The sequence below is a fragment of the Sphingomonas sp. KC8 genome (genome assembly GCF_002151445.1).
Taxonomy (GTDB): Bacteria; Pseudomonadota; Alphaproteobacteria; order Sphingomonadales; family Sphingomonadaceae; genus Sphingomonas_E.
Genome location: NZ_CP016306.1, coordinates 1,290,239 through 1,312,078, shown reverse-complemented (window position 1 = coordinate 1,312,078; position 21,840 = coordinate 1,290,239). Strand labels below are relative to the sequence as shown.

At 62.8% G+C, this 21,840-nt stretch carries 23 protein-coding genes; 11 read left to right on the top strand and 12 right to left on the bottom strand.

Annotated elements, in window-relative coordinates:
* The first annotated feature begins 7 nt into the window (after window positions 1–7).
* Window positions 8–1,179 (top strand): IS3 family transposase gene (locus KC8_RS06145; protein WP_157663893.1). Its coding sequence is split into 2 segments (ribosomal slippage): window positions 8–272 and window positions 272–1,179, totalling 1,173 coding nucleotides; the frame shifts between segments, so codons are not numbered across the junction.
* 146 nt (window positions 1,180–1,325) lie between these two features.
* Here the strand turns inward: KC8_RS06145 and KC8_RS06140 are convergent.
* The 5 genes from KC8_RS06140 to KC8_RS06120 form a co-directional block, all read right to left on the bottom strand.
* A complete protein-coding gene (locus KC8_RS06140) occupies window positions 1,326–2,231 on the bottom strand; it encodes an AraC family transcriptional regulator (RefSeq protein WP_010124644.1) in 906 nt (301 codons plus the stop codon).
* A gap of 82 nt (window positions 2,232–2,313) precedes the next feature.
* Entirely contained in the window at window positions 2,314–3,645 is a 1,332-nt protein-coding gene (locus KC8_RS06135; RefSeq protein ID WP_010124646.1) for a spinster family MFS transporter, read from the bottom strand.
* A gap of 248 nt (window positions 3,646–3,893) precedes the next feature.
* Window positions 3,894–4,712 (bottom strand): SDR family NAD(P)-dependent oxidoreductase, encoded by an 819-nt coding sequence (locus KC8_RS06130; RefSeq protein WP_010124648.1) that lies wholly within the window; start codon window positions 4,710–4,712, stop codon window positions 3,894–3,896.
* A 4-nt stretch (window positions 4,713–4,716) separates the two neighbouring features.
* Window positions 4,717–5,862: a phosphotransferase gene (locus KC8_RS06125; protein ID WP_029624407.1), complete on the bottom strand. Its 1,146-nt coding sequence runs from the start codon at window positions 5,860–5,862 to the stop codon at window positions 4,717–4,719.
* Entirely contained in the window at window positions 5,859–7,178 is a 1,320-nt protein-coding gene (locus KC8_RS06120) for a spinster family MFS transporter (RefSeq protein WP_010124650.1), read from the bottom strand. The genes KC8_RS06125 and KC8_RS06120 overlap by 4 nt, the downstream gene beginning before the upstream one ends.
* 161 nt (window positions 7,179–7,339) lie before the next feature.
* Here KC8_RS06120 and KC8_RS06115 point away from each other — a divergent pair, with 161 nt between their 5' ends.
* From KC8_RS06115 to KC8_RS06105, 3 genes are read left to right on the top strand one after another with little or no spacing between them, the layout of a single operon-like run.
* A complete protein-coding gene (locus tag KC8_RS06115) occupies window positions 7,340–7,726 on the top strand; it encodes a nuclear transport factor 2 family protein (RefSeq protein WP_010124651.1) in 387 nt (128 codons plus the stop codon).
* A 48-nt stretch (window positions 7,727–7,774) separates the two neighbouring features.
* Complete coding sequence (locus KC8_RS06110; protein ID WP_010124652.1) at window positions 7,775–8,206, top strand: limonene-1,2-epoxide hydrolase family protein; 432 nt, start codon at window positions 7,775–7,777, stop codon at window positions 8,204–8,206.
* 22 nt (window positions 8,207–8,228) lie between these two features.
* A complete protein-coding gene (locus tag KC8_RS06105; RefSeq protein ID WP_010124653.1) occupies window positions 8,229–9,881 on the top strand; it encodes an FAD-dependent oxidoreductase in 1,653 nt (550 codons plus the stop codon).
* A gap of 311 nt (window positions 9,882–10,192) precedes the next feature.
* Here KC8_RS06105 and KC8_RS06100 read toward each other — a convergent pair whose 3' ends face one another.
* From KC8_RS06100 to KC8_RS06090, 3 genes are all read right to left on the bottom strand, one after another.
* A complete protein-coding gene (locus KC8_RS06100) occupies window positions 10,193–11,251 on the bottom strand; it encodes an LLM class flavin-dependent oxidoreductase (protein WP_010124656.1) in 1,059 nt (352 codons plus the stop codon).
* A gap of 54 nt (window positions 11,252–11,305) precedes the next feature.
* Entirely contained in the window at window positions 11,306–12,265 is a 960-nt protein-coding gene (locus KC8_RS06095; RefSeq protein WP_010124658.1) for a hypothetical protein, read from the bottom strand.
* A 155-nt stretch (window positions 12,266–12,420) separates the two neighbouring features.
* Window positions 12,421–13,335: a Rieske (2Fe-2S) protein gene (locus KC8_RS06090; protein WP_232455686.1), complete on the bottom strand. Its 915-nt coding sequence runs from the start codon at window positions 13,333–13,335 to the stop codon at window positions 12,421–12,423.
* Between the two features lie 79 nt (window positions 13,336–13,414).
* On the opposite strand from KC8_RS06090, the gene KC8_RS06085 reads away from it, so the two are divergent.
* Window positions 13,415–14,086 carry a TetR/AcrR family transcriptional regulator gene (locus KC8_RS06085; protein WP_010124660.1) on the top strand — a complete coding sequence of 224 codons (672 nt, stop codon included), beginning with the start codon at window positions 13,415–13,417 and terminating at the stop codon, window positions 14,084–14,086.
* Window positions 14,087–14,099: 13 nt separating this feature from the next.
* Here the strand turns inward: KC8_RS06085 and KC8_RS06080 are convergent, their stop codons facing one another.
* From KC8_RS06080 to KC8_RS06065, 4 genes are all read right to left on the bottom strand, one after another.
* Window positions 14,100–15,122: an LLM class flavin-dependent oxidoreductase gene (locus tag KC8_RS06080; protein WP_010124661.1), complete on the bottom strand. Its 1,023-nt coding sequence runs from the start codon at window positions 15,120–15,122 to the stop codon at window positions 14,100–14,102.
* Between the two features lie 27 nt (window positions 15,123–15,149).
* Window positions 15,150–15,527, bottom strand: coding sequence for a limonene-1,2-epoxide hydrolase family protein (locus tag KC8_RS06075; protein ID WP_010124662.1), 378 nt, complete (start codon window positions 15,525–15,527; stop codon window positions 15,150–15,152).
* 7 nt (window positions 15,528–15,534) lie between these two features.
* Window positions 15,535–15,852, bottom strand: a complete 318-nt coding sequence (locus tag KC8_RS06070) for a 2Fe-2S iron-sulfur cluster-binding protein (RefSeq protein ID WP_010124664.1) — start codon at window positions 15,850–15,852, stop codon at window positions 15,535–15,537.
* A 94-nt stretch (window positions 15,853–15,946) separates the two neighbouring features.
* Window positions 15,947–17,230, bottom strand: a complete 1,284-nt coding sequence (locus KC8_RS06065; protein WP_010124666.1) for a sulfotransferase family protein — start codon at window positions 17,228–17,230, stop codon at window positions 15,947–15,949.
* Window positions 17,231–17,399: 169 nt separating this feature from the next.
* Here KC8_RS06065 and KC8_RS06060 point away from each other — a divergent pair, with 169 nt between their 5' ends.
* From KC8_RS06060 to KC8_RS06035, 6 genes are all read left to right on the top strand, one after another.
* Window positions 17,400–18,299, top strand: coding sequence for a helix-turn-helix domain-containing protein (locus KC8_RS06060; RefSeq protein WP_010124667.1), 900 nt, complete (start codon window positions 17,400–17,402; stop codon window positions 18,297–18,299).
* Window positions 18,300–18,415: 116 nt separating this feature from the next.
* Window positions 18,416–19,201: an SDR family NAD(P)-dependent oxidoreductase gene (locus KC8_RS06055; protein WP_010124668.1), complete on the top strand. Its 786-nt coding sequence runs from the start codon at window positions 18,416–18,418 to the stop codon at window positions 19,199–19,201.
* 89 nt (window positions 19,202–19,290) lie between these two features.
* Complete coding sequence (locus KC8_RS06050; RefSeq protein WP_010124669.1) at window positions 19,291–19,818, top strand: VOC family protein; 528 nt, start codon at window positions 19,291–19,293, stop codon at window positions 19,816–19,818.
* Window positions 19,815–20,582 carry a tyrosine-protein phosphatase gene (locus KC8_RS06045; RefSeq protein ID WP_010124670.1) on the top strand — a complete coding sequence of 256 codons (768 nt, stop codon included), beginning with the start codon at window positions 19,815–19,817 and terminating at the stop codon, window positions 20,580–20,582. The genes KC8_RS06050 and KC8_RS06045 overlap by 4 nt, the downstream gene beginning before the upstream one ends.
* A 19-nt stretch (window positions 20,583–20,601) precedes the next feature.
* Window positions 20,602–21,447 carry an NAD(P)-dependent oxidoreductase gene (locus KC8_RS06040; RefSeq protein WP_010124671.1) on the top strand — a complete coding sequence of 282 codons (846 nt, stop codon included), beginning with the start codon at window positions 20,602–20,604 and terminating at the stop codon, window positions 21,445–21,447.
* Complete coding sequence (locus KC8_RS06035) at window positions 21,444–21,839, top strand: carboxymuconolactone decarboxylase family protein (protein ID WP_010124674.1); 396 nt, start codon at window positions 21,444–21,446, stop codon at window positions 21,837–21,839. The genes KC8_RS06040 and KC8_RS06035 overlap by 4 nt, the downstream gene beginning before the upstream one ends.
* Window position 21,840: the final 1 nt, after the last annotated feature.

Sequence of the window (21,840 nt, the reverse complement as noted above, 5' to 3'; positions counted from 1 at the left end):
ACGACGAATGCCGAGCAAGAAGCACAAGCCGGAAGAGATCATCGGCAAGCTGCGTGAAGTTGAGATCGTGCTGGCGCAGGGTGGAACGACGGCCGAAGCCTGCCGGCGCATCGCGGTCACCGAGCAAACCTACTACCGCTGGCGCAAGGAATATGGCGGTCTGAAGACCGACCAGGCGCGGCGGATGAAGGATCTGGAGAAGGAGAATCTGCGGCTTCGCCGGGCGATCTCGGACCTGACGCTGGACAAGCTGATCCTTCAGGAGGCCGCTCGGGGAAACTTCTGAGCCCCGCGCGGCGGCGACGCTGTATCGATCAGTTGCGGCGGGAGTTGCCAGTGTCCGAGCGGCGTATATGCCGGGTGCTCGGGCAACATCGGTCGACGCATCGCAAGGTGCCGCGCGGGGCGGATGATGAGGTGCGGCTCACCGAGGACATTATCGCACTGGCCAAGCAATACGGCCGCTACGGCTATCGCCGGGTGACCGCATTGCTGCGCGATGCCGGCTGGACGGTGAACCGCAAACGCGTTGAGCGGATTTGGCGCAAGGAGGGGTTGAAGGTGCCACAGCGCCAGCCAAAGCGGGGCCGGTTATGGCTGAACGACGGCTCGTGTATCCGGCTCAGGCCGGAATATCCAGGGCATGTCTGGGCCTACGACTTCGTCGAGGGCCGTACGCATGACGGGCGCAAGTTCCGGATCCTCACCATTATCGACGAGGCCAGCCGGGAGTGCCTCGCGCTTATCGTGGCACGCCAGCTCAAGCATGAAGATGTGCTGGCGGCTCTCGCTGACCTGTTCATCGCGCGGGGACCACCGGCTCATATCCGGTCGGACAATGGCGCCGAGTTTATCGCCACTGCCGTGCAGACATGGCTCGCCCAGATCGGCGTGAAGACCTTGTATATCGCGCCCGGTTCACCGTGGGAGAATGGTTATAACGAAAGCTTCAATGGGTCGCTCCGCGACGAACTGCTCAACGGCGAGATCTTCTACAGCCTCGCCGAGGCCAAGGTGCTGATCGAGGCCTGGCGGCGGCATTACAACACCGTTCGCCCGCACAGCAGCCTCGGCTATCGGCCGCCGGCCCCGGAAAGTGCGACACCGCCATTGCCGCCGTCCGGTTCCGCTTCGCTCCACCTACCGTCAGCAATGGCGGCGGAAGCAACAATGCACTAACAATCAAACCGGACCACTCGGTGGGGGCCGATCAAAACGGCGGTGGCGCGAGCGGATCGGCCCTAGTGTCGCCGGCCCGCCAAAAACCGCCTCAAGGTGCTGGGGAGGGTGTCGGCGACCCCGCAAAGCCTAGACGGCGGCGCGAGTCATGCGGCGAAACGGAACTGATCCTGCCGGAATTCGCGCGGGCTCATGCCGGTGGCCTTGCGGAACGAGGCTGAGAAGGCGGCCGCGCTCTGGAAGCCGCAATTGTGCGCAACGATCTTGATCAGCGCATCTTCGGCTGCCAGTTCACGTTTGGCCCGACGGATGCGCGCCTCGGCAATATAGTCGCTCAGCGTAATGCCGACCGTGTTCTTGAAGGTACGGATGAGGTGGCGTGGACTCATCCCGCATTCCGCCGCGAGGTCAGTGATCGACAACTGACCCGCGAGGCCGTCCTCGACCCGTTCCTTCAGCCGCCGCAGTCGCCAGTCGGCAATGCGCCCGCGCGGCGTTTCGTCGGCGAGCTGACGCTCCTGGAGATGGCGGCTGAGCTCGACCACCGTCATGAGTGACAGCGACTCGGTGAGCACGTCCCAGCCGAAACCCGGCTCGCGTACCTCCTCCGCGATACGGGCCAGCGTTTGGCGAACGCGCGGCGCCTGCACGTCGAAGCAGGGTGAAAGATCGGCGCCGCGGCCGTCGCCCTCGAACAGGTTCATCACGGCCTCGCGCTCGAAAGTCAGGCAGAGCAGGCGCTGCTCGCACGGCGCGCATTCGGCATCGAACTCGCTGTCCTTCGGCAGAAACACGATGTCGCCGGGATCCGGCGTCCAGCGATGGCCAGTGTGCAGCAGCTTGGATTGGATCGGGCGTGGCGTCAGAGAATAATCGACATAATAGGACTCGGCCTGGAAGCGGCCCGTGCAGCTATGCTCCCATCCGAACGAACGGATATCGGCATAGATCCCGTTCACCTCGACATGATGCTCGACTTCGAAGAAGGAAGTCGTCAGCGGCCTGCACATCGGGATCCACGCGGGCGTTACTTCGCCATCCAGATTAGTCATTCTCCGCTCCTTGACGGGTTTCGCCGCTCTGTCGTCAGCTCGCCCATCTGCTTGCTCATACCATCACTTGTCGCACTTTTCCCTATCGATGCACGTCGCGGTCGATCGTCCTCCCCGCCAGTGCAAAGAGGATGCCCGCGATCACGAAGCCGATCGAACCGATGCTCAACGAAAGGCGGAGGCCATCCGACTTGGCGGCTTCGCATGCGGCGCTGGCGGCCACCTTGCAGGCGGCTGCACTCGTGCCATGCGCGGTCATCGCCAAACCGCCAAGAACATCGCTCGCAAGGCCGACAAGCGGGGGGCCGAGCCCGTAACCGACAACCGAGATGATCGCGATCAAGAGCGCGGCGGCGGTTGCGCGAACGGCGGGAGGTGCCACGTCCTGCGCGACGGTGTACATCGACGGCATGTAGAAATGCTGGCCGATCGATGCGGTGACGAGCAGTCCGATCGAAAGGGCGGTATCGCGGATGGTGAAGGCGGTGGCGAAGAATAGGCCGCTCCACAACAGGCCCACCGCGGGCAGCCAGGTGCGGATACCAGGAAAGCGCACCCGGTTTCCGTCAATGATTGGCCCGGCGGCGAGCGTGACCAAAATGCCGACGCCCCCGATCACCAGCCCCAGGACGGTGCCTGCGGTGCCGACCGACAGGCCATGCGCGCGCATCAGGAAAGAGACCATATATTGGTGATTTGAGTAGCTCGCGAATCCGGCCACTGCGCCTGCCGCAGCGACCAGCACGAAACTGCGCTTGCCGAGCAGCATGCCGAGCGCCCCCGCCATCGACGGCTGGTGCGCGACAGCCTGCCGCGCCGGCTCGCGCATGGTCAGGCGGAAGAGAATCGCCGCGGCGACACCGAATCCGCCGCAAGCCAGGAACGTCACGCGCCAGCCGAAATGCTGCGCGATCCAGCCGCCGCCGACCGCGGCGACCAGCGCACCGACCGGCCCCGCGGCGCCGTAGACCGACATCGCACTGGTGCGCCGCTCGGGCGGGAAATAGTCCGAGATCAGCGAGTGCGAAGGTGGAGCACATCCTGCCTCACCGACGCTGACGCCCGCGCGCGCCAAGAGGAGCTGCACGAACGACGCAGCCAAGCCACAACAAGCGGTCAGCGCACTCCACGCTGCAAATGCGATCGAGATGATCGAAACGCGATTGCCACGTTCGGCTACGCGCGCAATTGGAAATGAGAACAGCACATAGAGCAGGGCGAAGGCTGGCCCGCCGAGCAGACCAAGCTGGAAATCGCTAAGCCCCAGATCCGCACGGATCAGTTCTTGGGTCACGCCGAACAGCAGCCGGTCGACATAGTTCATCATGTTGAGCACGAAGAGTGCCGCCAGGGTATAGCCTGCCGAGCGGATCGTGAATGGCGACATCGCGCGGGTCTGGGCAAGTTGCTGCATGGCGGCCTCCCTCACAGACAAAGCTAGTCCGGGAAGTGAAGTTGCCGCCCATCTTTGGGTAGGCATGGCAGGGATGAACTAGCGCGCATGCGCCATGGCATCGTCAGTCGGACGTAAATCGAGGCGTGGTTCGACCGACTTCAATATGGGATTGATGCCATTCTGGCTCGGCAACATCCTTCAGGTGAAGGCCTGCCGATGGCTCGGTGGAACGCTTGGGGATGGCGCGATCTTTCTTGCCCTTTTTTTCAGGCCTCCGATGCCGCCATCGCGTCGATCATGTCGGCATAATATGGCGTGTGATGGACGATGCCCCCATCGGCCGAGATGATCTGGCCCGTGACGAAGCTGCCGAGGTCGGATGCCAGAAACAGGGTAACGCCCGCGATGTCTTCGGGCACGCTTGGGCGCGGCAACAGGACATGGCGCTGCACCAGATCGATCTGGCGCGATCCCATCATCGTGCGTGCGAGCGGGGAAAGGACGAGCCCCGGCAGCACAGCGTTGCACCTTATGTTGTGGCGCCCCAGCTGTGCAGCAACATTGCGCGTCAGCGTGTTGATCGCCCCCTTGGACGTCGAATAAGCCGGATTGAACAGGTCGCCGAGGATGGCGACGCCGCTGCCGGTGTTGATGATCGATCCGCCGCCAGCGGCGATCATGTGTGGCGCTGCATGCTTGATCATGAGCATCGCGCCGCGCGTATTGACTGCAAAGGCCCGATCCCAGACCGCCACATCCATTTCGAGAATGCTGCCGTCCGCCGCCATCTGCTCGAGGCGTGTATCGGCAGCGTTGTTGTGCAGGATATCTATCCGGCCGAACCGTTCGCCAGTGGCTCCGATAAGAGCCCTTACGCTTGCTTCCTCGGTCAGTTCGAGGGTGTGGATGAAAGCCTGCCCGCCGGCGGCCTGGATGTCCTCTGCCACCCGTTGCGCACCCTCGATATTGATATCGGCAAGAACGACCGAGGCCCCGGCGCCGGCGAGCATGCGCGCGCATGCCTCGCCGATATTCGCGCCCGACCCGGTAACGATGGCGACCTTGCCTTCCAGGCTGACCTTCATCCGTTCAGTTTCCCAACAGCAGTTGCCAGGTGCCGAGATCCTCTCCGGCGGCGAAGAAGCGTTCGTTCATCGGCAGACCGTTCTGTCCCCAATGGTCCATGTTCGCGACCCAGGCCTGGATCCCGTACATGACCCAACGTCGGACCTGCTCCCAGATCTCGTCGAGTTCGATGACATTTGTCGCGCCGGTTGCGATCAGGTTCGAGCGATAATGGGCGATCAGATCACGCAGATGGTGGCGGCGCTCGTCGATGGTGAGCGACCCGATGCAGAAGTAGGTCAGGTCGCGCCAGGGACGCCCACGCCGCGCCAGCTGCCAGTCGAGCCAGAGACGCTCGCCATCGGGCAGGATATAGGTATTGCCTTGGTGACAGTCGCCAAGGATCACGCAAAAGGGCGCCTCGAAAGACCGCTCGAACTGGACCAGCCGGTCAAAGGCCCATTCGACGCGGCGAGGCTCGGCCAGATAGTGGCTCGGCGCGATCGCCCGGAAATTGGGATCCTTCAGATTTTCACAGATCCAGTGCCACATGATCCGGACCTGGTCATGATCGACGGGCGTGCGCATCGACGTCTGCAGCCATGGCGCTGCTGTCTCGCTGATGACGGGGCTGTCCCACAGGCTGCCATGGAGTCTGGCCAGACCCTCAAGCGCGCCTGCAATTCCGTCGATTCCGGCGTGCTGGGTGCTGTGCCCGAACTTCCCGCCTCGCTCGACGAGGTCCTCAAGGACGATCAGGCCCTGGCCGCGGCCATCATCATCCCAGTCGGCATAATAGCAGGCGGCCGTCGGCACCTGCATCTTGCCAGCAAGGAAATGGTAGAAGCGGGCTTCGAGCGCGCAGATGTCGACATCGTTGAACGCACCCGACCAATTGGACTTGAGGCAGAGATTCTCCGGCAGGCCGGCCGCCTTGCCGGCCATGTCCCAGCCGACGCGAACGCGCATCTTGGTCGTGTGGCTGTCGAACAACTGGACGAGTTCGAGGCTTTCTGCGGCAACGCCCGGATAGCGATTGGCCATCGTACGACCGAGCCACTCGGCTGTAATCGCGTCCCGGTTCCAGGGAAGCGGAGTCGTGCGCGACGGATATGGACCGGGGATCGCGTCTGGATCCACGGTTGCGGGTGCGTAGGCAGGCTCGGTCAAGCCGGATCTCCCTTCAGTCCAGGGGTTGATCTACCGATGGCGCGGGCGGCCAGCAGAAGGTGGATACCGCCCCACAAAGTGAAGAGCATCGCCACCCCAATGCCCCAGGCGACGCCGGCATTGCCCCCGACATAGTCGCTGATGGCGCCGATCAGGAACGTGCCGGCGCCGACACCGACGAGGTTGGCGCCGAGCTGAACCATGGAAACCGCAAGTCCGCGTAACTTTGCGCCGGCGAGCGTCACGATGACCGCATAGATCGGGCCGTTGTACGACGCGCTGAAGAAGCCGCAGGCCAGCATGAAGGCGATCGTACCCTCAAGGCTCCCCGAAGCGACCGTGCCGACGCCTGTCGCGGCCGTGAGGAAGGGTATCGTCGCCCCGAAGAGGGCGGTTCGCGAGGCGTCGAACCCTCCGCGCCGCTTGTTGAGCCAGTCCGCGATCCAGCCAGCGGCAAATCCGCCGACAGATCCGAGAACCCCATAAGCAATGGCGACCATCAGTCCCGCGCGCGCGATCGGTAGACCATGTGCGCGGATCAGGAAGGTCGTGAGCCAGGTGCTCATTCCGTAGATGCCCGTCGCAATCAGGACGATGGCAAGGATGCAATGCACAAGGCCCGGACGAGTGGACAGCAGCGCCATCCGCCGCGGCAGGCTAAGGCCGGCGACCTGGTCCACGGCTGGTTCCAGGTCGCGGCTTCCCCTCTTGGGCTCGCGAACGGTGAAGTACAGGAGCGGAGCCAGGACAAGGCCCGGAATGCCTGCGGCGAAAAAGGCCCATCGCCAATCCGAAACCTGGATGATCCAACCGCCGACAAAAAACGCGATGGCAAGACCGATCCCCGAACTCAGATACCAGATGCCGATCGCGGTCGAACGTTTCTCCGTTCCAAAATAGTCGCTGAGGAGCGACATGCCGGTTGGTGACCCGCCGGCCTCGGCCGTGCCGACGGCCGCGCGACCCAGAAGCAGGGTCCAGAAGCCCGTCGCGAAGCCGCACAACGCGGTGGCGCCGCTCCAGATCGTCAAGGCCATCGTCATCAGGTTGCGGCGATTGTACCGATCGACAGCAATCCCGAACGGCAGCGCGGCGAGCGCGAAAAAGATGCCGTAGGCAAAGCCCGCGAGGAAGCCGAGCTGGCCATCCGACAGGTTGAACTCCTTGCCGACCGGCGCCAGCACCAAGCCGATGATGGCGCGATCGATGCCGTGACAGGTCTGGGACAAGGTGAGAATGCCCAGGACGTACCAGCTATAGCGTTCGCTGACCGTCTTCGGCGCAAGGCCGGCGGAGCGCACCGCTTCCGGCGTCATGGCGTCATGTCCTTGCAATCCAGCATGCTGCAATTCTTCCCGGCCAATGGAGTGGACAGCATCCGCGCCTGGATGACCTGCGCAACCTGCCGGAGGAAAGGAGCCACCCGTTAGCGGCGCGGAGAAAGTGCGCCGTTGCCGATTGCAGATGGAGTGGAATTGTGACCGTGAATCCCAAGCATGTCGTGACCCATTTTCTGGCCGCGATCGAACAGGGGGATGAGGTCATGATCGATGCGCTGCAGGCGCACGACTGCACATGGTGGATTGTGGGGCATGGTAATATGACCCGTTCCGAATATACCGAAGCGGTCAAATCCATGCTGCTGACCGCGCAGGAACGGAAAGTCGAGATCGTCGGGATGATCGCCCAGGGCGACACGGTCGCGGCCGAGATCCGGTCGGAGATGCATTTCGGCGATCGCGTCTATCGCAACGAATATCACGATCTGTTCGTAGTCCGGGACGGCCTCATCGTTCACGGCCGCGAATATTTCGATACCGCTGCTGTCGCGGCATTCCAGCGCGGCACGGCTGAAGCCGCATGATGTCCTTTAATATTTGACGGTTCGTCCAACAAAATATGGGGATGAAGTGTGAGCGAGACCAACGAGGCTGTCGTCCGCGAGTTTCTGGCCCTCTTCCATGCCACCGAACTCGATCTTGCGAAGATCAGGGCTCATCTCGCGCCCACGGCCCGATGGCAGCCGATCGTGCCATTGGCCCCTCCGGTCGAGGGCCCCGATGCCATCTGTGCCGAAGCCGAGCGCCAGTATCGCATTTATGCCGACTGCGATTGCGTGGTGCTCAAGATTGCAAGCAACGGCGACACTGTATTCACCGAGCGTGTCGATCGCGTCCGCCTGCTCGCCGATGACCGCGAGATCATCACGCGTGTGACCGGCGTGTTCGGCCTGGATGAGGAGGGTCGCATCCTGTGGTGGCGGGAATATTGGGATGCCCTCGATGTGGCCGGCCAGATCGGCGTTTCGGACGAACAGATGAAAACAATGATGCAGTCGGCCTGAGCCGCCCGTGGAGACAATGCGAATGCAATATGATGTGATTGTCGTGGGATCGGGCGCTTCTGGCCTGACGGCCGCGATCCGCGCCGCCAAGTCCGGGCTGTCTGTCCTGGTACTGGAGAAAGCCGGCCATTTCGGTGGTACGACGGCTGTTTCAGGAGGCGGCATCTGGATACCAGGGAGCCCCCAGGCAAGGGCGGCCGGGGTGGACGACAGTCCTGCCGTGGCACGTCAATATATTCTCGAGGTGGTGGGCGAAACGGCCAATCCGGCGCTCATCGACGCCTATCTCGACAACGGGCCGGAGATGGTGGCCTGGTTGGCCGAAAACAGTGCCGTCGAATTCCTCATCTCGCCGCCGAGCAGCGACTGGTATCCCGACGTGCCCGGCGCGGTGAATTACGGGCGTCTGCTCAGCCCGAAGGAATATGATGGCAAGAAATTGGGGTCGGATTTTGCCGATCTGCGGCCCGCGCGCGAGGAGTTCAACGCGCCCGGCGGTTTCATGATTGACCTGTTCGACCTTCCCTATCTCGCGGCAATGCCATCTCCCAAATCGCTGGTCCATTTCGGCAAACTCGCGGCGAAATTCGGCATGGACAAACTACGCCGATATCCTCGCGGAACCCGGCTGACGATGGGCAATGCGCTTGCCGCGCGGTTGCTGCGGTCGGCGCTCGATGCCGGCGTTCGTCTGCAGAAATCGACGGCCGTCGACGGGCTGCTGGAGGACGGCGGGCGCGTGTCGGGTGTGCGGGCAGGGGGCAATGATATCCTCGCCAATGTCGGGGTTGTGCTGGCGTCCGGGGGCTTTTCCGCCAACGAACAGCTTCGCCGCGCTTATATGCCTTTTGCCGAGCATCATGTGTCGATCCTGCCTTATGAGAATACGGGCGACGGCATGAACATGGGGCTGGAGGCGGGGGCATCGCTCGACGGTGACAATCTCGTCAATGGCGTCTGGGCCGTCGTGTCAAAGCTGACCCGTCCCGATGGCTATGTGGCGCGCTACGCTCACCTCATCGACATGTCCAAGCCCGGCTGCATTGCCATCAACGCCAAGGGCGAGCGCTTCGGCAACGAAGCCTCGGTGCGGTTTGTCGATGCCATGCACGCTGACGGAGCAGTCCCTGCCCACATTGTCGGGGATGCTGCCTTCGTGAAAAAGTACGGCATGGGTATGGTGTTTCCAGGGGGCGGCGGCCTCAAGAAGCTCGTTGAGGCGGGCTATGTCGTGCAAGGCGCTACCATCCGCGAACTGGCCGGCAAGATCGGAGTCGATTCTGACGGACTGGAAGCGACAGTGGGGCGGATCAACCAGTTTGCCACTTCGGGCGTGGACGAGGATTTCGGCAAGGGCAGTGAGGAGATCGATCGCGAAATCGGTGATCCGCGGCATTCCCCAAATCCATGTCTGGGTCCCGTGGCGACGGCGCCCTTCTATGCGATCCGCATCTATCCCGGCGACGGTTCGACGACCGTGGGCCTCCGGATCGATGAGCATTGCCATGTGCTCGACGCGGGAGGAACGCCGATAGAGGGACTGTTTGCAGCGGGGCTCGATGCCAATTCGATCTGGCGGGGCAAGTCGCCCGCCCATGGCTGCAATGTCGGACCCGCGATGGTTCTCGGCTATATTGCTGGCACGAGCCTGGTCGAAGCACGCGTACCGGCTTGAGGGCGCAAGTCAGCTCCGTCTCGATCCCCGATTTTCGGGAGTTCGTTCGAGGCGCAAGACCTGCCGGTAGGAGACGTAAAACGAGCGGCGCCTCTGGTCGGGACGCCGCTCGTTGGATTCTCCCCACACCGGAGCCCGGCGATGTCATTTCATGTCGGGCGAAAACCGTCCAGTTGCATGAATATGATCTGGATCAATTGCGCTTGTGACACCCGGCAACTGTGGTGTGACAAACACAATGTGCCGTAAGCGATGACATTGCCCGCACGCCGCCTGGCCGTCCATGGAACCTGTAGCCAAGGAGTATAAGCCTAGGCGGCCCGCGCCTTTGCTGTCGCGACGAGTTCGTAGAGGCCGGCATTATATTCGGTCATCTGTTCCATCGTCAGATCCCGGTACGGCGTCATCGGACAGAGCGAGTCCACGACTTCCCAGAACGGTTCGATCCGTTCGAGCACTTCATCGACCGGTCCGCAGGCGACAAACGCTTCGACCATGTCGTCTGAAACATTGCCGACCACCGATGAAACGTCGCCATGCTCGCCAAGGGCGAGCTGGCAGGATCGGGCCTCATCGCCAAAGCCGATGGCCTCGAAGAAGGGCTCATATTCCTTGTAGCCCGAATAGGCGGCCACGGTCGCCCGGCTGTCATCGATCGCCTTCTGCTTATCGGCGTTGACCGCTATCCACGGCCAGGCGTTGATCTCGACGTCGCGGCGTTCGCGGCCATATTTCGCCAGCGCCGCGTCGATGAACGGCTTCTTGCTCCTGGTATAATCCGCCGACCACAGCGCGTGGACCATCAGGCCGTCGCCGATCTCGATCGCGAGCTCGCCCATCTTGTCCTGCAAGGCCGCGATCCAGATCGGGATATGTTCGCGCACCGGAGGTGCCGTGATCATCATCTCCTCGAAATCCGCCGAGAAATATTCGCCTTCGATCGGGTCGAGGCCAATATGGGCGTTGGCGACGATGTAGCGAACCACCTTCACGGTCTCGCGCAGGTGGCTCAACAGCTTGCGATGCGGCTCGCCATACATGCCTGTCACGCAGCTCTTGATGCTGCTGCCGAGGCCGAGGACAAATCGACCGTTGCTGATCCGGTCGACGTCCATCGCGCAATACGCGGTTTCAAGCGGACTGCGCGTGCCGGCAATGGCAACGCCCGTGCCGACCTTGAGCGTGGTTGTCGTGGCGGCGGTGGCAGCCATCGGCACGAAAGGTGCCCCATAGATCTGGAGCGAAAAGCAACCTTCGAAGCCGACCTGTTCCATCTGCTGGCCGATCCCCGCCATGGCGGGTGCGGGAAGGGTGGGCATGACCGCCCACCAGCGGCGATCATCGCCGACGGCATTCTTCATCGAAGGCATTGGAAATTCCGTTCGGCAAATGGGCGGGCATCGGTGATGCCCGCCCGATCAAACTCAATAGCGGAAAAGCTCGCGGCGCAGGCCGATGATGTCGCCGCAGTCCGCGCTGACATTGTCGCGATACTCGAAGTCGCCCGCCGCCTGACGGTCGGCAATCTCCATCATCAACATGCGGTAGCGCTGGCCGGCCGCATCATATTTCGAATGAAGGTCCTTGCGGCTGGTATCGCGCATATAGCGCGGGCTTTGCGGCGAAGTCATGCTGCTGTCCTGGCGAGATACAAGATAGCTCGCCTTGGGCATGACATGGCGGAACATCAGGCCCGCATTCGACGTGTTCATCGCATAATCCAGCCGCGTGCGATCGCGCGTCTCGGGCACGCACGGATGAAACAGCGGAACATCGTCGCCGGGCTGGAAACGGCCATAGGCGATGGCGCAGTGGCTGCGCAGATAGATGCGGATGACCTGGCGGATATCTTGCGTCGGCTGCCGGATGCCGCTGAAGAACTTCATCACCGGCGCCACCGACTTGCCGGTGCAGGTGCGCACCATGGTGACGGTTTCGCTGTCGTAGAAGGTCTCGACCGTCTCGGTCTCGGACTTTTCGTCGCCAACGACGTTCGCATGGAGAAAGTCGGCATGGGTCAGGTCGATCAGATTCTCGAGGCTGATCGGTGCGGAGCAATCGAAGCGGACGGTGCCGATCATATGGCCGGGCAAGCCGCCATTGGGCGGAAGAAATGGCAGGCTCGGCAAGTGAACCGGATCGGCGGCTTCGGGGCGTCCGAACCAGCCCCAGACATAGCCATAATGCTCCATCACCGGATAACGGCCGCGAGCGTCGGTATATAGGCTCTTGTCCGAGACCTGCTTTTCGTTGGGATGAAATTCGGACGCCACCGCGACACCATTTTCACGCCAGATGAAATAGGAATGCGAATAGATCGTCCGCCGGGCGACCGTCTTGCCGATGCTGCTCGAATGCGCCAGCGGAAACCATGTATCGCGCATGACTATGTCATGGGGTACCCAATGATTGACGGCGTTGAGCCCCGTGGGGCGACCGCCGGCCGCACCGGAGGGTGGGTTTGCGGAGTCCATATCGGCGGGGCGGTTGACGGTCTCGAGCATGGTCTTGCCTCCAGGTCGGTATCAGGCAGCTATATTCAGGCCGCAACGGCCTCCGAATGCGGGATTTCCGCGACGATGGCGTTGCGCAGGTCCTCGCCGTGGATCGAAACCGATCGCTTGGTGACCCGCAGTTTCGCACCATCGACCGAGTCGCGCACGGAAAAGGGATTGCCACGGCGTAGAGCCGTTCCGCGTACCCCGGGATGGCGATCGCCGAGTTCGGCGCGCCAGCGAACCGCGGTCGTGCCGCGGGCGGCCGGGACCGGCGCCATGACGACCCGCAGCAGTTCGCGAAACTCGGTATCGCGCAAGGTCAGGCGGGTCTCGCCGGTGACCGGGTGCGTCTCGGTAAGAATCGTGAGGGGAAAATCGCTGCTAAAGGGCGCTGGCCAATGCAGGCCCTTCCATTGGCAGCTTCGCTCCATCACGAGCATGCCGTTCTGGTTGCGCAGTTCGGACATCAGATATGGCGTGAAGCTCACGCCTCGGATGGCGATCACAAGTTCAGGATTGTCGTAGAGCGCGTCCAGATAATCCTGATGGCCAAGGCTCACATGCGTCGTGCCGGAAAAGCCAAAAACGGGGCCCTCGATTTCAGACGGTACGGCCCCGGTGCGGAGATTGACGCGAACCAGACCCGCTGCTTCGTCCACGCCGAACGCGATTGCCTTGTAGACCGGCGGAAACTTCTGCTGGTCCTTCATGTTGGGGATTTCCTTCAGGCGGCCCGTCTCGCCATCATAGCTCCAGCCATGATACCCGCACTGGATCCACCCGGTGTCGCGAATGCACCCCAAGGAAAGGGGAGCCCGTCGATGCGGGCAGCGATCCTCGAGCGCGCGGACGATGCCCTCATTGTCGCGCCACAGCACGATCGGCTGATCCCCGATGTCCACCGCCAACGGCTTTGCCGAGGTGACTTCTTCGGATCGGGCAACTGCCCACCACATGTCCTGCTGCGTATCGGCCATTATTCGTCCTCTCTGGACTTAAATTGACATGTGACAATTTATATGTCAACCAACGCCGATGAGCGATACAGCGGAAAAAACGGCTGGCGGACCTGTCCGTCGGCGGGGCCGGCCCGCCCAGAATGCAGCTCACGCGGTCGATGAAGGCACGCTTCTCGCCCTCGCCTTCCAGACATTCGCCGAGCGCGGCTATGAAGGGACGACGCTGCGCGAGATCGCCAAGCAGCTGGGCGTCAGCCACAATCTCATCAACGTTAGGTTCGGCAAGAAGGCGGATCTGTGGAAGCGTGCGGTCGACTGGCGCCTCGGTCGCGCGTCGCTCGATGTGGCCGTGGCGTTCGACGTCGAGGATAGTCCGGAAGCGCGATTGCGAACCCTGGTCCACCTCTTCTGTCGCTGGGCGACATTCCATACCGACATCGTGTCGCTGACCCATGTCGAGGGTTACCGGAATACCTGGCGGCTCGATTATATCGTCCAGCACTTCATCCTGCCCTTCAAGGAGCGGCTGGACGCTCTCGTCCACGATGTCGCGTTGATCCGGCCAGTGAGTCCAATTTCCACGCCGGCGTTGATGGCGCTTCTCGTCCAGGGCGTCGGCTATTTTTTCGGTGCGCAACCGCTCCAGCAGCGGATTGGCGCGGGCCCGCTTGTCGAACCGCGCCACGCCGAGGAGCAGGCCGTGCTGATGGCCGATTTCCTGCTCGCGGGCCTGCTTCCCGCCAAATAGATCGCTCGGGTCGTCAGCCGTAGAATAGCTCGCCGATCCGTCGGGTATAAGCCGCGCTCTTGTCCTCGCTCAGTCCGTAATGAGGAATGACCGGGGTGATCGCATCGGCCATGGCAGCGCGCTCGGCGACGCGACGACGTACTTCGTCCGCGCTGCCGATGATGGCGATGCTTTCCACCATTTCGTCGCTGCAGGCCGCGATCATCGTCGGGAAATCGCCACGCGAGAAGGCGTCCTGAATGGCGGCGGCCTCCCGGGCAAAGCCGATCGCCTCGAAATAACGAAGATATTGCGCGTTCTGGCTGTAATAGGCGATCGTCGCCCGACTGTCCTCCAGTGCCTCGCGCCGATCGTCGGAGATCGTGACGAAGATCGATATGTTGAGCGAGAAGTCGCCCCGGGCGCGACCCGCGACTTCCAGACCCAACTTGATGTTCTTCTGGACCTGGTCACGGATCCACGCATCGTTCCACAAGGGGTGGCCGAGCAGTCCGTCGGCGATCTCGCCCGCTTGATGACAGGCCTTCTCGAACACCGCCGGAAGATAGATCGGGATCGAGGCGCGGATGGCCGGGTGGAGTAGGCGGAAATGGGAGAGGTCGAGCCTGTGATATTCGCCCTCGAGGGTGGTCAACTCCCCACTATGGCCATTGGCGACGATCGCGCGGATCATTGCGACGATCTCGCGCATATGGGCGAGCGGCTTGCCATAAGGGCTGCCGAACGAATCCTCGATCTGGCTCTGGGCGCTGGAGCCCAGCCCCAGCACGACGCGTCCGTTGCTGATGAGATCGAGGTCGATCGCGCTGCACGCCGTTTCAAGCGGGCTGCGCACGAAGGCCAGCGCTATGCCGCTTCCAAGCTTGATGCGATCGGTGACGGCGGCGGCAGCGGAGAGCGTGCCGAAGGGCGCGCCGAAAATCTGGGGCGACCAGATTCCCTCCACGTTGGCGGTTTCATAGGATCTGGCAAGCTCGACCAGCGCGTCCTTCGGCATCGGCGTCAACTGCGCCCAGACGGGCTTGCGGGTCGGCATGCTTGTTCCCCCGGGGTTCGAAACCGTTCAGAAGCCGGCTTTGGTGTCGAAATAGTCCCGCCAGGCGAGGATCTTGGGACCGTCCATCTCGAATATGCCCATCAGCCTGATCGTCGCGATCGCCTTGTCCGCGGCGTCGTAGAAGATGTCCGTACGCTCGGTGAGCACGACATTGCCGATCACGGCGGCATGATGAACGATCACTTCGCCGCGCTCGAACGGATATTGAGCGGAGAATCCCTCGAGAAACACCATCGCCTGGCCGAAGCCGACGGTGGTCGCGATCCCGACATTTTCCCACACGGTCTGGTCGGTGAATCGACGACGCATCGCCTCGATCATGTCGGCCTTGGCCAGACCCCACTCACCGAAGAACGACAGGACTTCTTCGAGCGCGCCGGACATCGCAGCCTCAATCCTCGGGAGCGATGACGACGCGAAGACCTGACAGGGCTTCGCTCATCACGATCTGGCAGCAGAGGCGCGAGTTTGCGTTGCGATGGTCCGACCCGTCGAGCAGATCGTTCTCGTCGGCGCTCATCGGCGGGAGTCGATCGGCGAAGCCCGGATCGACATAGACATGGCAGGTTGCGCACGAACAGCAGCCGCCGCAAAGCGCGAGCAGTTCGTCGATGCCGCCGTCCCGCGTCACTTCCATGATGCTGAGGCCTTCGGCTGCCGCCAGGGTCTGCTCTTCTCCATCGCGGGTAACGACAATCAATTCGGCCATGGCTATTCCCTGAAAATGTCAGCGCGGACGGTCCGCGACGTTCGCCCGGGTCATTTCGCGCCAGCCGGTCCTGCGCACCTTTCCAAAGAAAGGGCTATCGGACCTCGGGCTTCACCGGAAAGCGGTCGAAGTAGAAGCCGAACCGCTGGCGCAATTCATCGGCGGTGACGCCAAAGTCGCGCTCGAGGTCATAGACGATCCTGTGCGTTTGCTTCTCTTCATGGGCGTCGAGATAGGCGTGGAGGGCGGTCAGCGCCTCGTCGGTCAGCGGCAGGTCGGCGCGACGGTAAATCTCGCGCAGGATAGGGTCGGGATCTTTGGTCCACTGGTCGAAATAGACGTCGATCGTCTGCTCCTCGGGCAGGATATCGCGATCGCGCACGCAGCGCCGGAGCAGTTCTTCGTAGCGCGCCGGCCAATAGCCGAGCGGCTCGGCCGGATCGACTTTCTTGCGCAACATTCGGGCCGCGTAGAGCGCCATGGTGAGCTGCGAGCGAACCGACCCCACCGGGTCGCGATGGGTGATGACGAAGGTCGCATCCGGGAAGGTTTTATAGAGCGCCGGGAGCTGTTCCATGTGCTGGGGGCACTTGATTACCCAGCGATTCGGCCCCTTGAGGAAGGTCAGGGCCTGCAGCGCCTTCTTGAGATAGGCATAGGGTCCGGTCTGATCGAGCGAAAGATAATAATCTCGCCAGCGAGGGACGTAAGCCAACCACTCGATCAGATAGGAGGAAAAATCGAGCGCCTGGAGTTCGATATCCTCGCTGATATGATCGGCGGAGAATTCGTGCATGATCGCCATGTAGGGGAGGATGGCCTCCATCTCCTTCCAGCCGGCATCCGCCCTCGTCCAGCGAGGATTGGGATTGTCAGCCGTCGGCTCGTCGCCCGGCGAGGGGACGGGGGCGATCGCCTCCCACCAGGGAAGCGAGCGCAGCCGGGTGTCGGCGCTGAGCAGTCCCAGCAGATGCGTGGTCCCCGATCGTGGCAATCCTGCCACGATGATCGGTCGGTCAATCTCGATGCCCAGGATCTCCGGATGGCGCTTGACGAGGTCCTCGAGCCGTAGCCGGGTAGCAGCGAAACGGACGGTCATCTGGAACATATTGAAGCGCGTGACCGAGGACGCATTCTCGTCCTCGGCAAGCGCCTGGAGCCAGATGGCGAGCCTCTCCAGAAAGTCGTCGCTGCCGAAATCGTCGAGGCCGGTCTCGGCACGCGCGGTGTCCAGCACGGCGTCCATCGAGAATGCGATGGGGATGGTGCTCGACGCATCGAGCGCAGCCTGCTGCGCGGCGCTGAGCACGGGATTGTGCAGATCAGCGATGTGAATGCCGATGGGGTCCGCATCGCGCTTCCTCGTCGCGCCGGTCATAGCCAGTCTCTCCGCATAGTCTCACTTGTCCAACGATAGGAGGATTAGCGCGCGATCTGGCTATCACGGCAATGCCCGAGGCTATCGCGAGGACGCCAAACCACGGTCGGTCGCGCCATCGCCTGAATTCCCTTGGGCGAAAGCCGATCGCATGGACGGAGGACACGCAATGGGCCTGATGGAGCACGACCTGCCAAGCCTGCCCGAGGCCTATCGGGCATCGTTGCCGAGTTCTATCCGATGCGAGGTTCAGGGGCGGATTGCCTTGCCCCAGGCCGTCATTGAACTGCATGACTATCAGTTCGACGAACCACAACGCGCGATATTCAAGTCGCCCCGCAGCTTTCTCGACCTCGCCCTCTCGCGACGTCCCGGTGACGCGCGCGGCGGCTATGTCGACCTGCCAGGCTTTGCAGCCCGTCCCCTTGGCGACATCATCTTCATTCCGGCCGGCCACGCTGTCGCCACCGAATGGGGGGCGGGTCGGCAGCAGTCGATTTGCTGCGGCTTCGAAGGCGGGCGACCGGATGATGAGGATGATCTGTTCGCCTCTGCGGAACTCGAGGCCTGCCTCGACATCAGAAGTCCGTTCATCCGCGATGCAATGGTACGACTTGCGCGAGAGGTGCGCGACCCAGGCTTCTGTTCGGACCTGCTCGTCGGTGCGATGTGGATCGAGATCGCCGTCGAACTGGGGCGCCATCTGCGCCGCTCGCGCCACCGCGAAGAGGAAGACCGCGCGCGCTTGAGCGCGGCCAAGCTGCGCCTCGTCGACGACTGGATTGCTCAACCGGGAGCGATGCCCGCGGTCTCCGAACTTGCCGACGCTTGCGGGATGAGCGCGCGGCACTTCTTCCGGATGTTCAAGGCATCGACGGGCATGACCCTGTCCGATTATGCGGCCGCGATGCGCCTCGACCGGGCCAAGGCGCTGCTGGCGACCGACCGTCTGGCGATCAAGGTGATCGCGTGGGAGTGCGGGTTCGGGACCGCAGCGGCGTTCTCCGCTGCCTTCCGCCGCGCCGTTGGGGTCACGCCTCACGAATATCGCCGCTCCGCAATTCATTGAATGCGGCGGGAAACGGCGTTTGGGCAATGCAAATGGCGTAACGACGCTAGTATCGCCTGTTGTCGGCTTTCCGCATCCGCGACACGCTTCAGTCGATAATGGAATGGAGAGCGTGGGTGGCTGAGAATCTGTTCGATCTCACGGGCAAGGTGGCGCTCGTTACCGGCGGCAATTCGGGAATCGGCTTCGGTTTTGCCCGCGGTCTTGCCCGGGCGGGGGCGGACATCGTCATCTGGGGGCGGCGCGAGGATCGCAATGCAGAGGCAGCGGATGCCCTGCGGGCATGGGGCGGCCGGGTGTTTGCCGATCAGGTCGATGTCGGCGACGAGGCCGCCATCGTAGCGGGCGTCGAGCGGGCGATCGAGAGGATGGGGCGCCTCGATACCGTCGTGGCCAATGCCGGTCTCGCCTCGCAGGCGCCTTTTGCGCAGATGGATGCCGCAACCTATCACGGGCTGTTGAACGTCAATCTGCATGGTGCCGTCTTCGTGCTGCGAGAGGCGGCGAGGCATATGATTTCCCGTGCAGGGGCCGGGGATCGTGGGGGATCACTGATCCTGTGCGGAAGCGGTTCCATCTTCCAGGGTGTGCCGACGATGGCTCATTACGGGATTGCCAAGGGCGCGCTGAACTCCTTGTCCAAGGCACTCGCCGCAGAACTGGGGCCTTATGGCATCCGGAGCAACGTCATCGCTCCGGGTTTCATTCACACCGAAATGACGCTGGCCGATCCCGAGCTCGGCGCCGCCATCACCCGGGCAGTCGAGGCCAAGACGCCGCTTGGCCGGGCCGGAAAGCCTGAGGATCTGGAGGGGGCGGTCATCTACCTCGCAAGCGACCTCTCCAGATATCATACGGGCGACACCTTGGTCATCGACGGGGGGAAGATGTCGGCCAACTGAACAATGTGCGCCGGGAATGGCGCACCCCATCGTTCGGCAGGCGGCCGGGCCGCGCCGGACGGGCAAAGTTCGCCCCGAGAGGATACGCCATGTTCGCCCGACCCAATGCCAGCCATAGCCAGGTCGCCTATGTCACCAACGACATAGAGGCGGCTGCCGCCATGATGGAGGCGCAATTTGGTGCGCCGGGCTTCTTCATCTTTTCCAACGTCCAGCCCGGCATGGAGCAGGCAGGCGGGGCGGAATTGCGCATCGGTCTGACGCGCGTCGGCGGGATCGAGATCGAACTGATCGAGCCGCTTGGCGGCACCGCACCGCTGTTCAGCGACGTGCTGCCCGATGGCGATGGCCTTGTCGTCAGATTCCACCATGTCTGCTCGCGAATCGAGGGGCCGATCGCGAACTGGGACGCGCACATCGCGTCGATCGACACCGATCTTCATCCCATCGTCTTCAGCGGTGCGCTGGGTGAGGACATGCGATTTGCCTATACCGACGAGCGCGCCACCCTTGGGCATCATGTCGAGCATGTCTGGTATTCGCCCGCCATGCTGGCGCAGATCCTGGCAGCAACCCCCACTTATCCGGCCCCGACGGAAACAGGAAAAGCCCAATGACGATCGCATTGTCCCGACTCAATTTCCGGGATCTCGGTGGATTGCCGGCGGCGGACGGCCAGCGGGTGCGCACGGGGCTGATATTCCGGTCGGAAGGGCCGGCCAGCTTCTTTGATGCTCATCGGGCCGAACTGGCTGAACTGGGATTTCGCTCCGTTTGCGACCTGCGTTCGAACGTGGAAAGGACGGCTGCACCCAATGACTGGTGCGGACCCGGCTGCCGACTGCTCAACCTGGACATGAACACCGACTTGCGCGCGCAAGGCAAGGAAGCCTGGGAGACCCTGCGGCTGGATCCCTCGCCTGAAAATGCCAAGCGCGTCATGATGGAAAATTACCGCCGGATGCCCGGCGCCCTGCATCCCTATCTGCCGGAACTCGTCGGCGCGCTGCTGGCCGGCGACGTCCCCATGATGATTCACTGCACCGCGGGCAAGGACCGGACCGGTGTCGTCATTGCGCTGCTGCTTTCGCTCATCGGGGTTTCGCAAGAGACGATTCTGGCCGATTACGCAAAGTCCGATGTCTTCGGTGAGAATATGCGCATTGCAGGTTCGGTCGAGGACGGGTTTCGCGAGAGCTTCGGCTTCGTTCCCGGTGAAGCGGTCATCGCCATGCTGATCGGAACCGAGCAGGATTTTCTGGTTGCCGCGCTCGACGAGGTCGACCGTCAGTGGGATGGGGTCGGCCAATATTTCGCTGCGGGCGGTGTCGATCGCGAGCTGCAGAACAACATTCGTACCATGATGCTGGAACCGCGGTGATGCGGTCGGGAGAATTATGATGAAGGCAGGAGTGATCGGACTGGGCGCGATCGGCAGCGGTGTTGCCTTGTGTCTGGCGCGTAGCGGTCAACTGGGTGCAGTCTATGATATCAGGCCCGAGGCGGCCGACGGGCTGGATGGCGTGCCGGCCGTAGCCGCGACGCCGGCGGCAGTCGCGGCAGCTGCGGACGTCGTCGTCATCGCCGTCGTCAGCGCGCAACAGACGGTGGATGTCCTCACGGGCCCCAACGGGATACTTGCAGGCGCGAAACCTGGCTTGACGGTTATTCTGGTCGCGACGGTTTCCATGGAGGATCTGGCACGGATCCGCGCGATCACCGATGCGGCCGGGGTCGCGCTCGTCGACTGCGGCGTGACTGGTGGACAGAAGGTCCGTGAGAAGGGTCTTGTTTGCCTCGTCGGCGGCGACGAGGCGACCGTTGCGAAAGTCCGTCCGGTACTGGACGGCTTCGCAAAATATGTCGCGCACATGGGCGGACCCGGGGCAGGCATGGCGGCCAAGATCGCACGCAATGTCATCGTCTTCGGGTGCCTTCGCGCCGGCTACGAAGCCGCGGTCCTGTGTCGCAATTCTGGGGTCGACATCCGCCAGCTGAGCGATGCGATCGACGCCAGTGCCGACGGTGTCGGCGGCCCGCTCATGCTCGCGACGCGCGAAGATCCGTTTCAGAGCGAACAGGAAGCCGGGGTTCGCGAATATACGCGGGCGCTGATGATCAAAGACCTCGATGCGGCAATCGATCTGGCCGCCAGCTTTGGCATCAGGCTGCCACTGATCGAACTGACCAAGCGAACCGACCAGGCCGTCGTCGGCATGGCAGATGTGATGGGAGAAAAAGCGTGAGCCTGACCGAGGAACAATGGCTTAAGGGGCTGGGGATCGTCGACGAGGTCTATGGCCCCGGCGCGTCGGAGATGATGAAGCCCTATCGGGACAATCCGTTCAACCAGGAAATCGTCGGCAACCAGTTCGGCAAATTATGGGCCGACCCGGCATTCTCCATCCGCGACAAGCGGCTGATGGTTCTCGGTGCGACGGCGATGCTGGGTCGGGCCGATCTGGTCGAAATCCAGATGGGCGGCGCGCTCGTCAACGAGGAGTTCACCGACGAGCAGCTCGACCAGATACCGCTGTTCATGCTGTTCTATGTCGGCGCCGGCAATACGACGGCGCTGTTCCGCGGGATCGAGGCGGCGCGCGCCAAGGCAAAGGCGAAGGCCGGGGCCACCAGCTGAC

Coding starts and splice junctions, on each gene's coding strand:
- KC8_RS06140 (WP_010124644.1), bottom strand. CDS start 2,231: ATGACTAATCTGGATGGCGAAGTAACGCCCGCGTGGATCCCGATGTGC.
- KC8_RS06135 (WP_010124646.1), bottom strand. CDS start 3,645: ATGCAGCAACTTGCCCAGACCCGCGCGATGTCGCCATTCACGATCCGC.
- KC8_RS06130 (WP_010124648.1), bottom strand. CDS start 4,712: ATGAAGGTCAGCCTGGAAGGCAAGGTCGCCATCGTTACCGGGTCGGGC.
- KC8_RS06120 (WP_010124650.1), bottom strand. CDS start 7,178: ATGACGCCGGAAGCGGTGCGCTCCGCCGGCCTTGCGCCGAAGACGGTC.
- KC8_RS06105 (WP_010124653.1), top strand. CDS start 8,229: ATGCAATATGATGTGATTGTCGTGGGATCGGGCGCTTCTGGCCTGACG.
- KC8_RS06100 (WP_010124656.1), bottom strand. CDS start 11,251: ATGCCTTCGATGAAGAATGCCGTCGGCGATGATCGCCGCTGGTGGGCG.
- KC8_RS06095 (WP_010124658.1), bottom strand. CDS start 12,265: ATGCGCGATACATGGTTTCCGCTGGCGCATTCGAGCAGCATCGGCAAG.
- KC8_RS06090 (WP_232455686.1), bottom strand. CDS start 13,335: ATGTGGTGGGCAGTTGCCCGATCCGAAGAAGTCACCTCGGCAAAGCCG.
- KC8_RS06085 (WP_010124660.1), top strand. CDS start 13,415: ATGAGCGATACAGCGGAAAAAACGGCTGGCGGACCTGTCCGTCGGCGG.
- KC8_RS06080 (WP_010124661.1), bottom strand. CDS start 15,122: ATGCCGACCCGCAAGCCCGTCTGGGCGCAGTTGACGCCGATGCCGAAG.
- KC8_RS06075 (WP_010124662.1), bottom strand. CDS start 15,527: ATGTCCGGCGCGCTCGAAGAAGTCCTGTCGTTCTTCGGTGAGTGGGGT.
- KC8_RS06070 (WP_010124664.1), bottom strand. CDS start 15,852: ATGGCCGAATTGATTGTCGTTACCCGCGATGGAGAAGAGCAGACCCTG.
- KC8_RS06065 (WP_010124666.1), bottom strand. CDS start 17,230: ATGACCGGCGCGACGAGGAAGCGCGATGCGGACCCCATCGGCATTCAC.
- KC8_RS06060 (WP_010124667.1), top strand. CDS start 17,400: ATGGGCCTGATGGAGCACGACCTGCCAAGCCTGCCCGAGGCCTATCGG.
- KC8_RS06050 (WP_010124669.1), top strand. CDS start 19,291: ATGTTCGCCCGACCCAATGCCAGCCATAGCCAGGTCGCCTATGTCACC.
- KC8_RS06045 (WP_010124670.1), top strand. CDS start 19,815: ATGACGATCGCATTGTCCCGACTCAATTTCCGGGATCTCGGTGGATTG.
- KC8_RS06040 (WP_010124671.1), top strand. CDS start 20,602: ATGAAGGCAGGAGTGATCGGACTGGGCGCGATCGGCAGCGGTGTTGCC.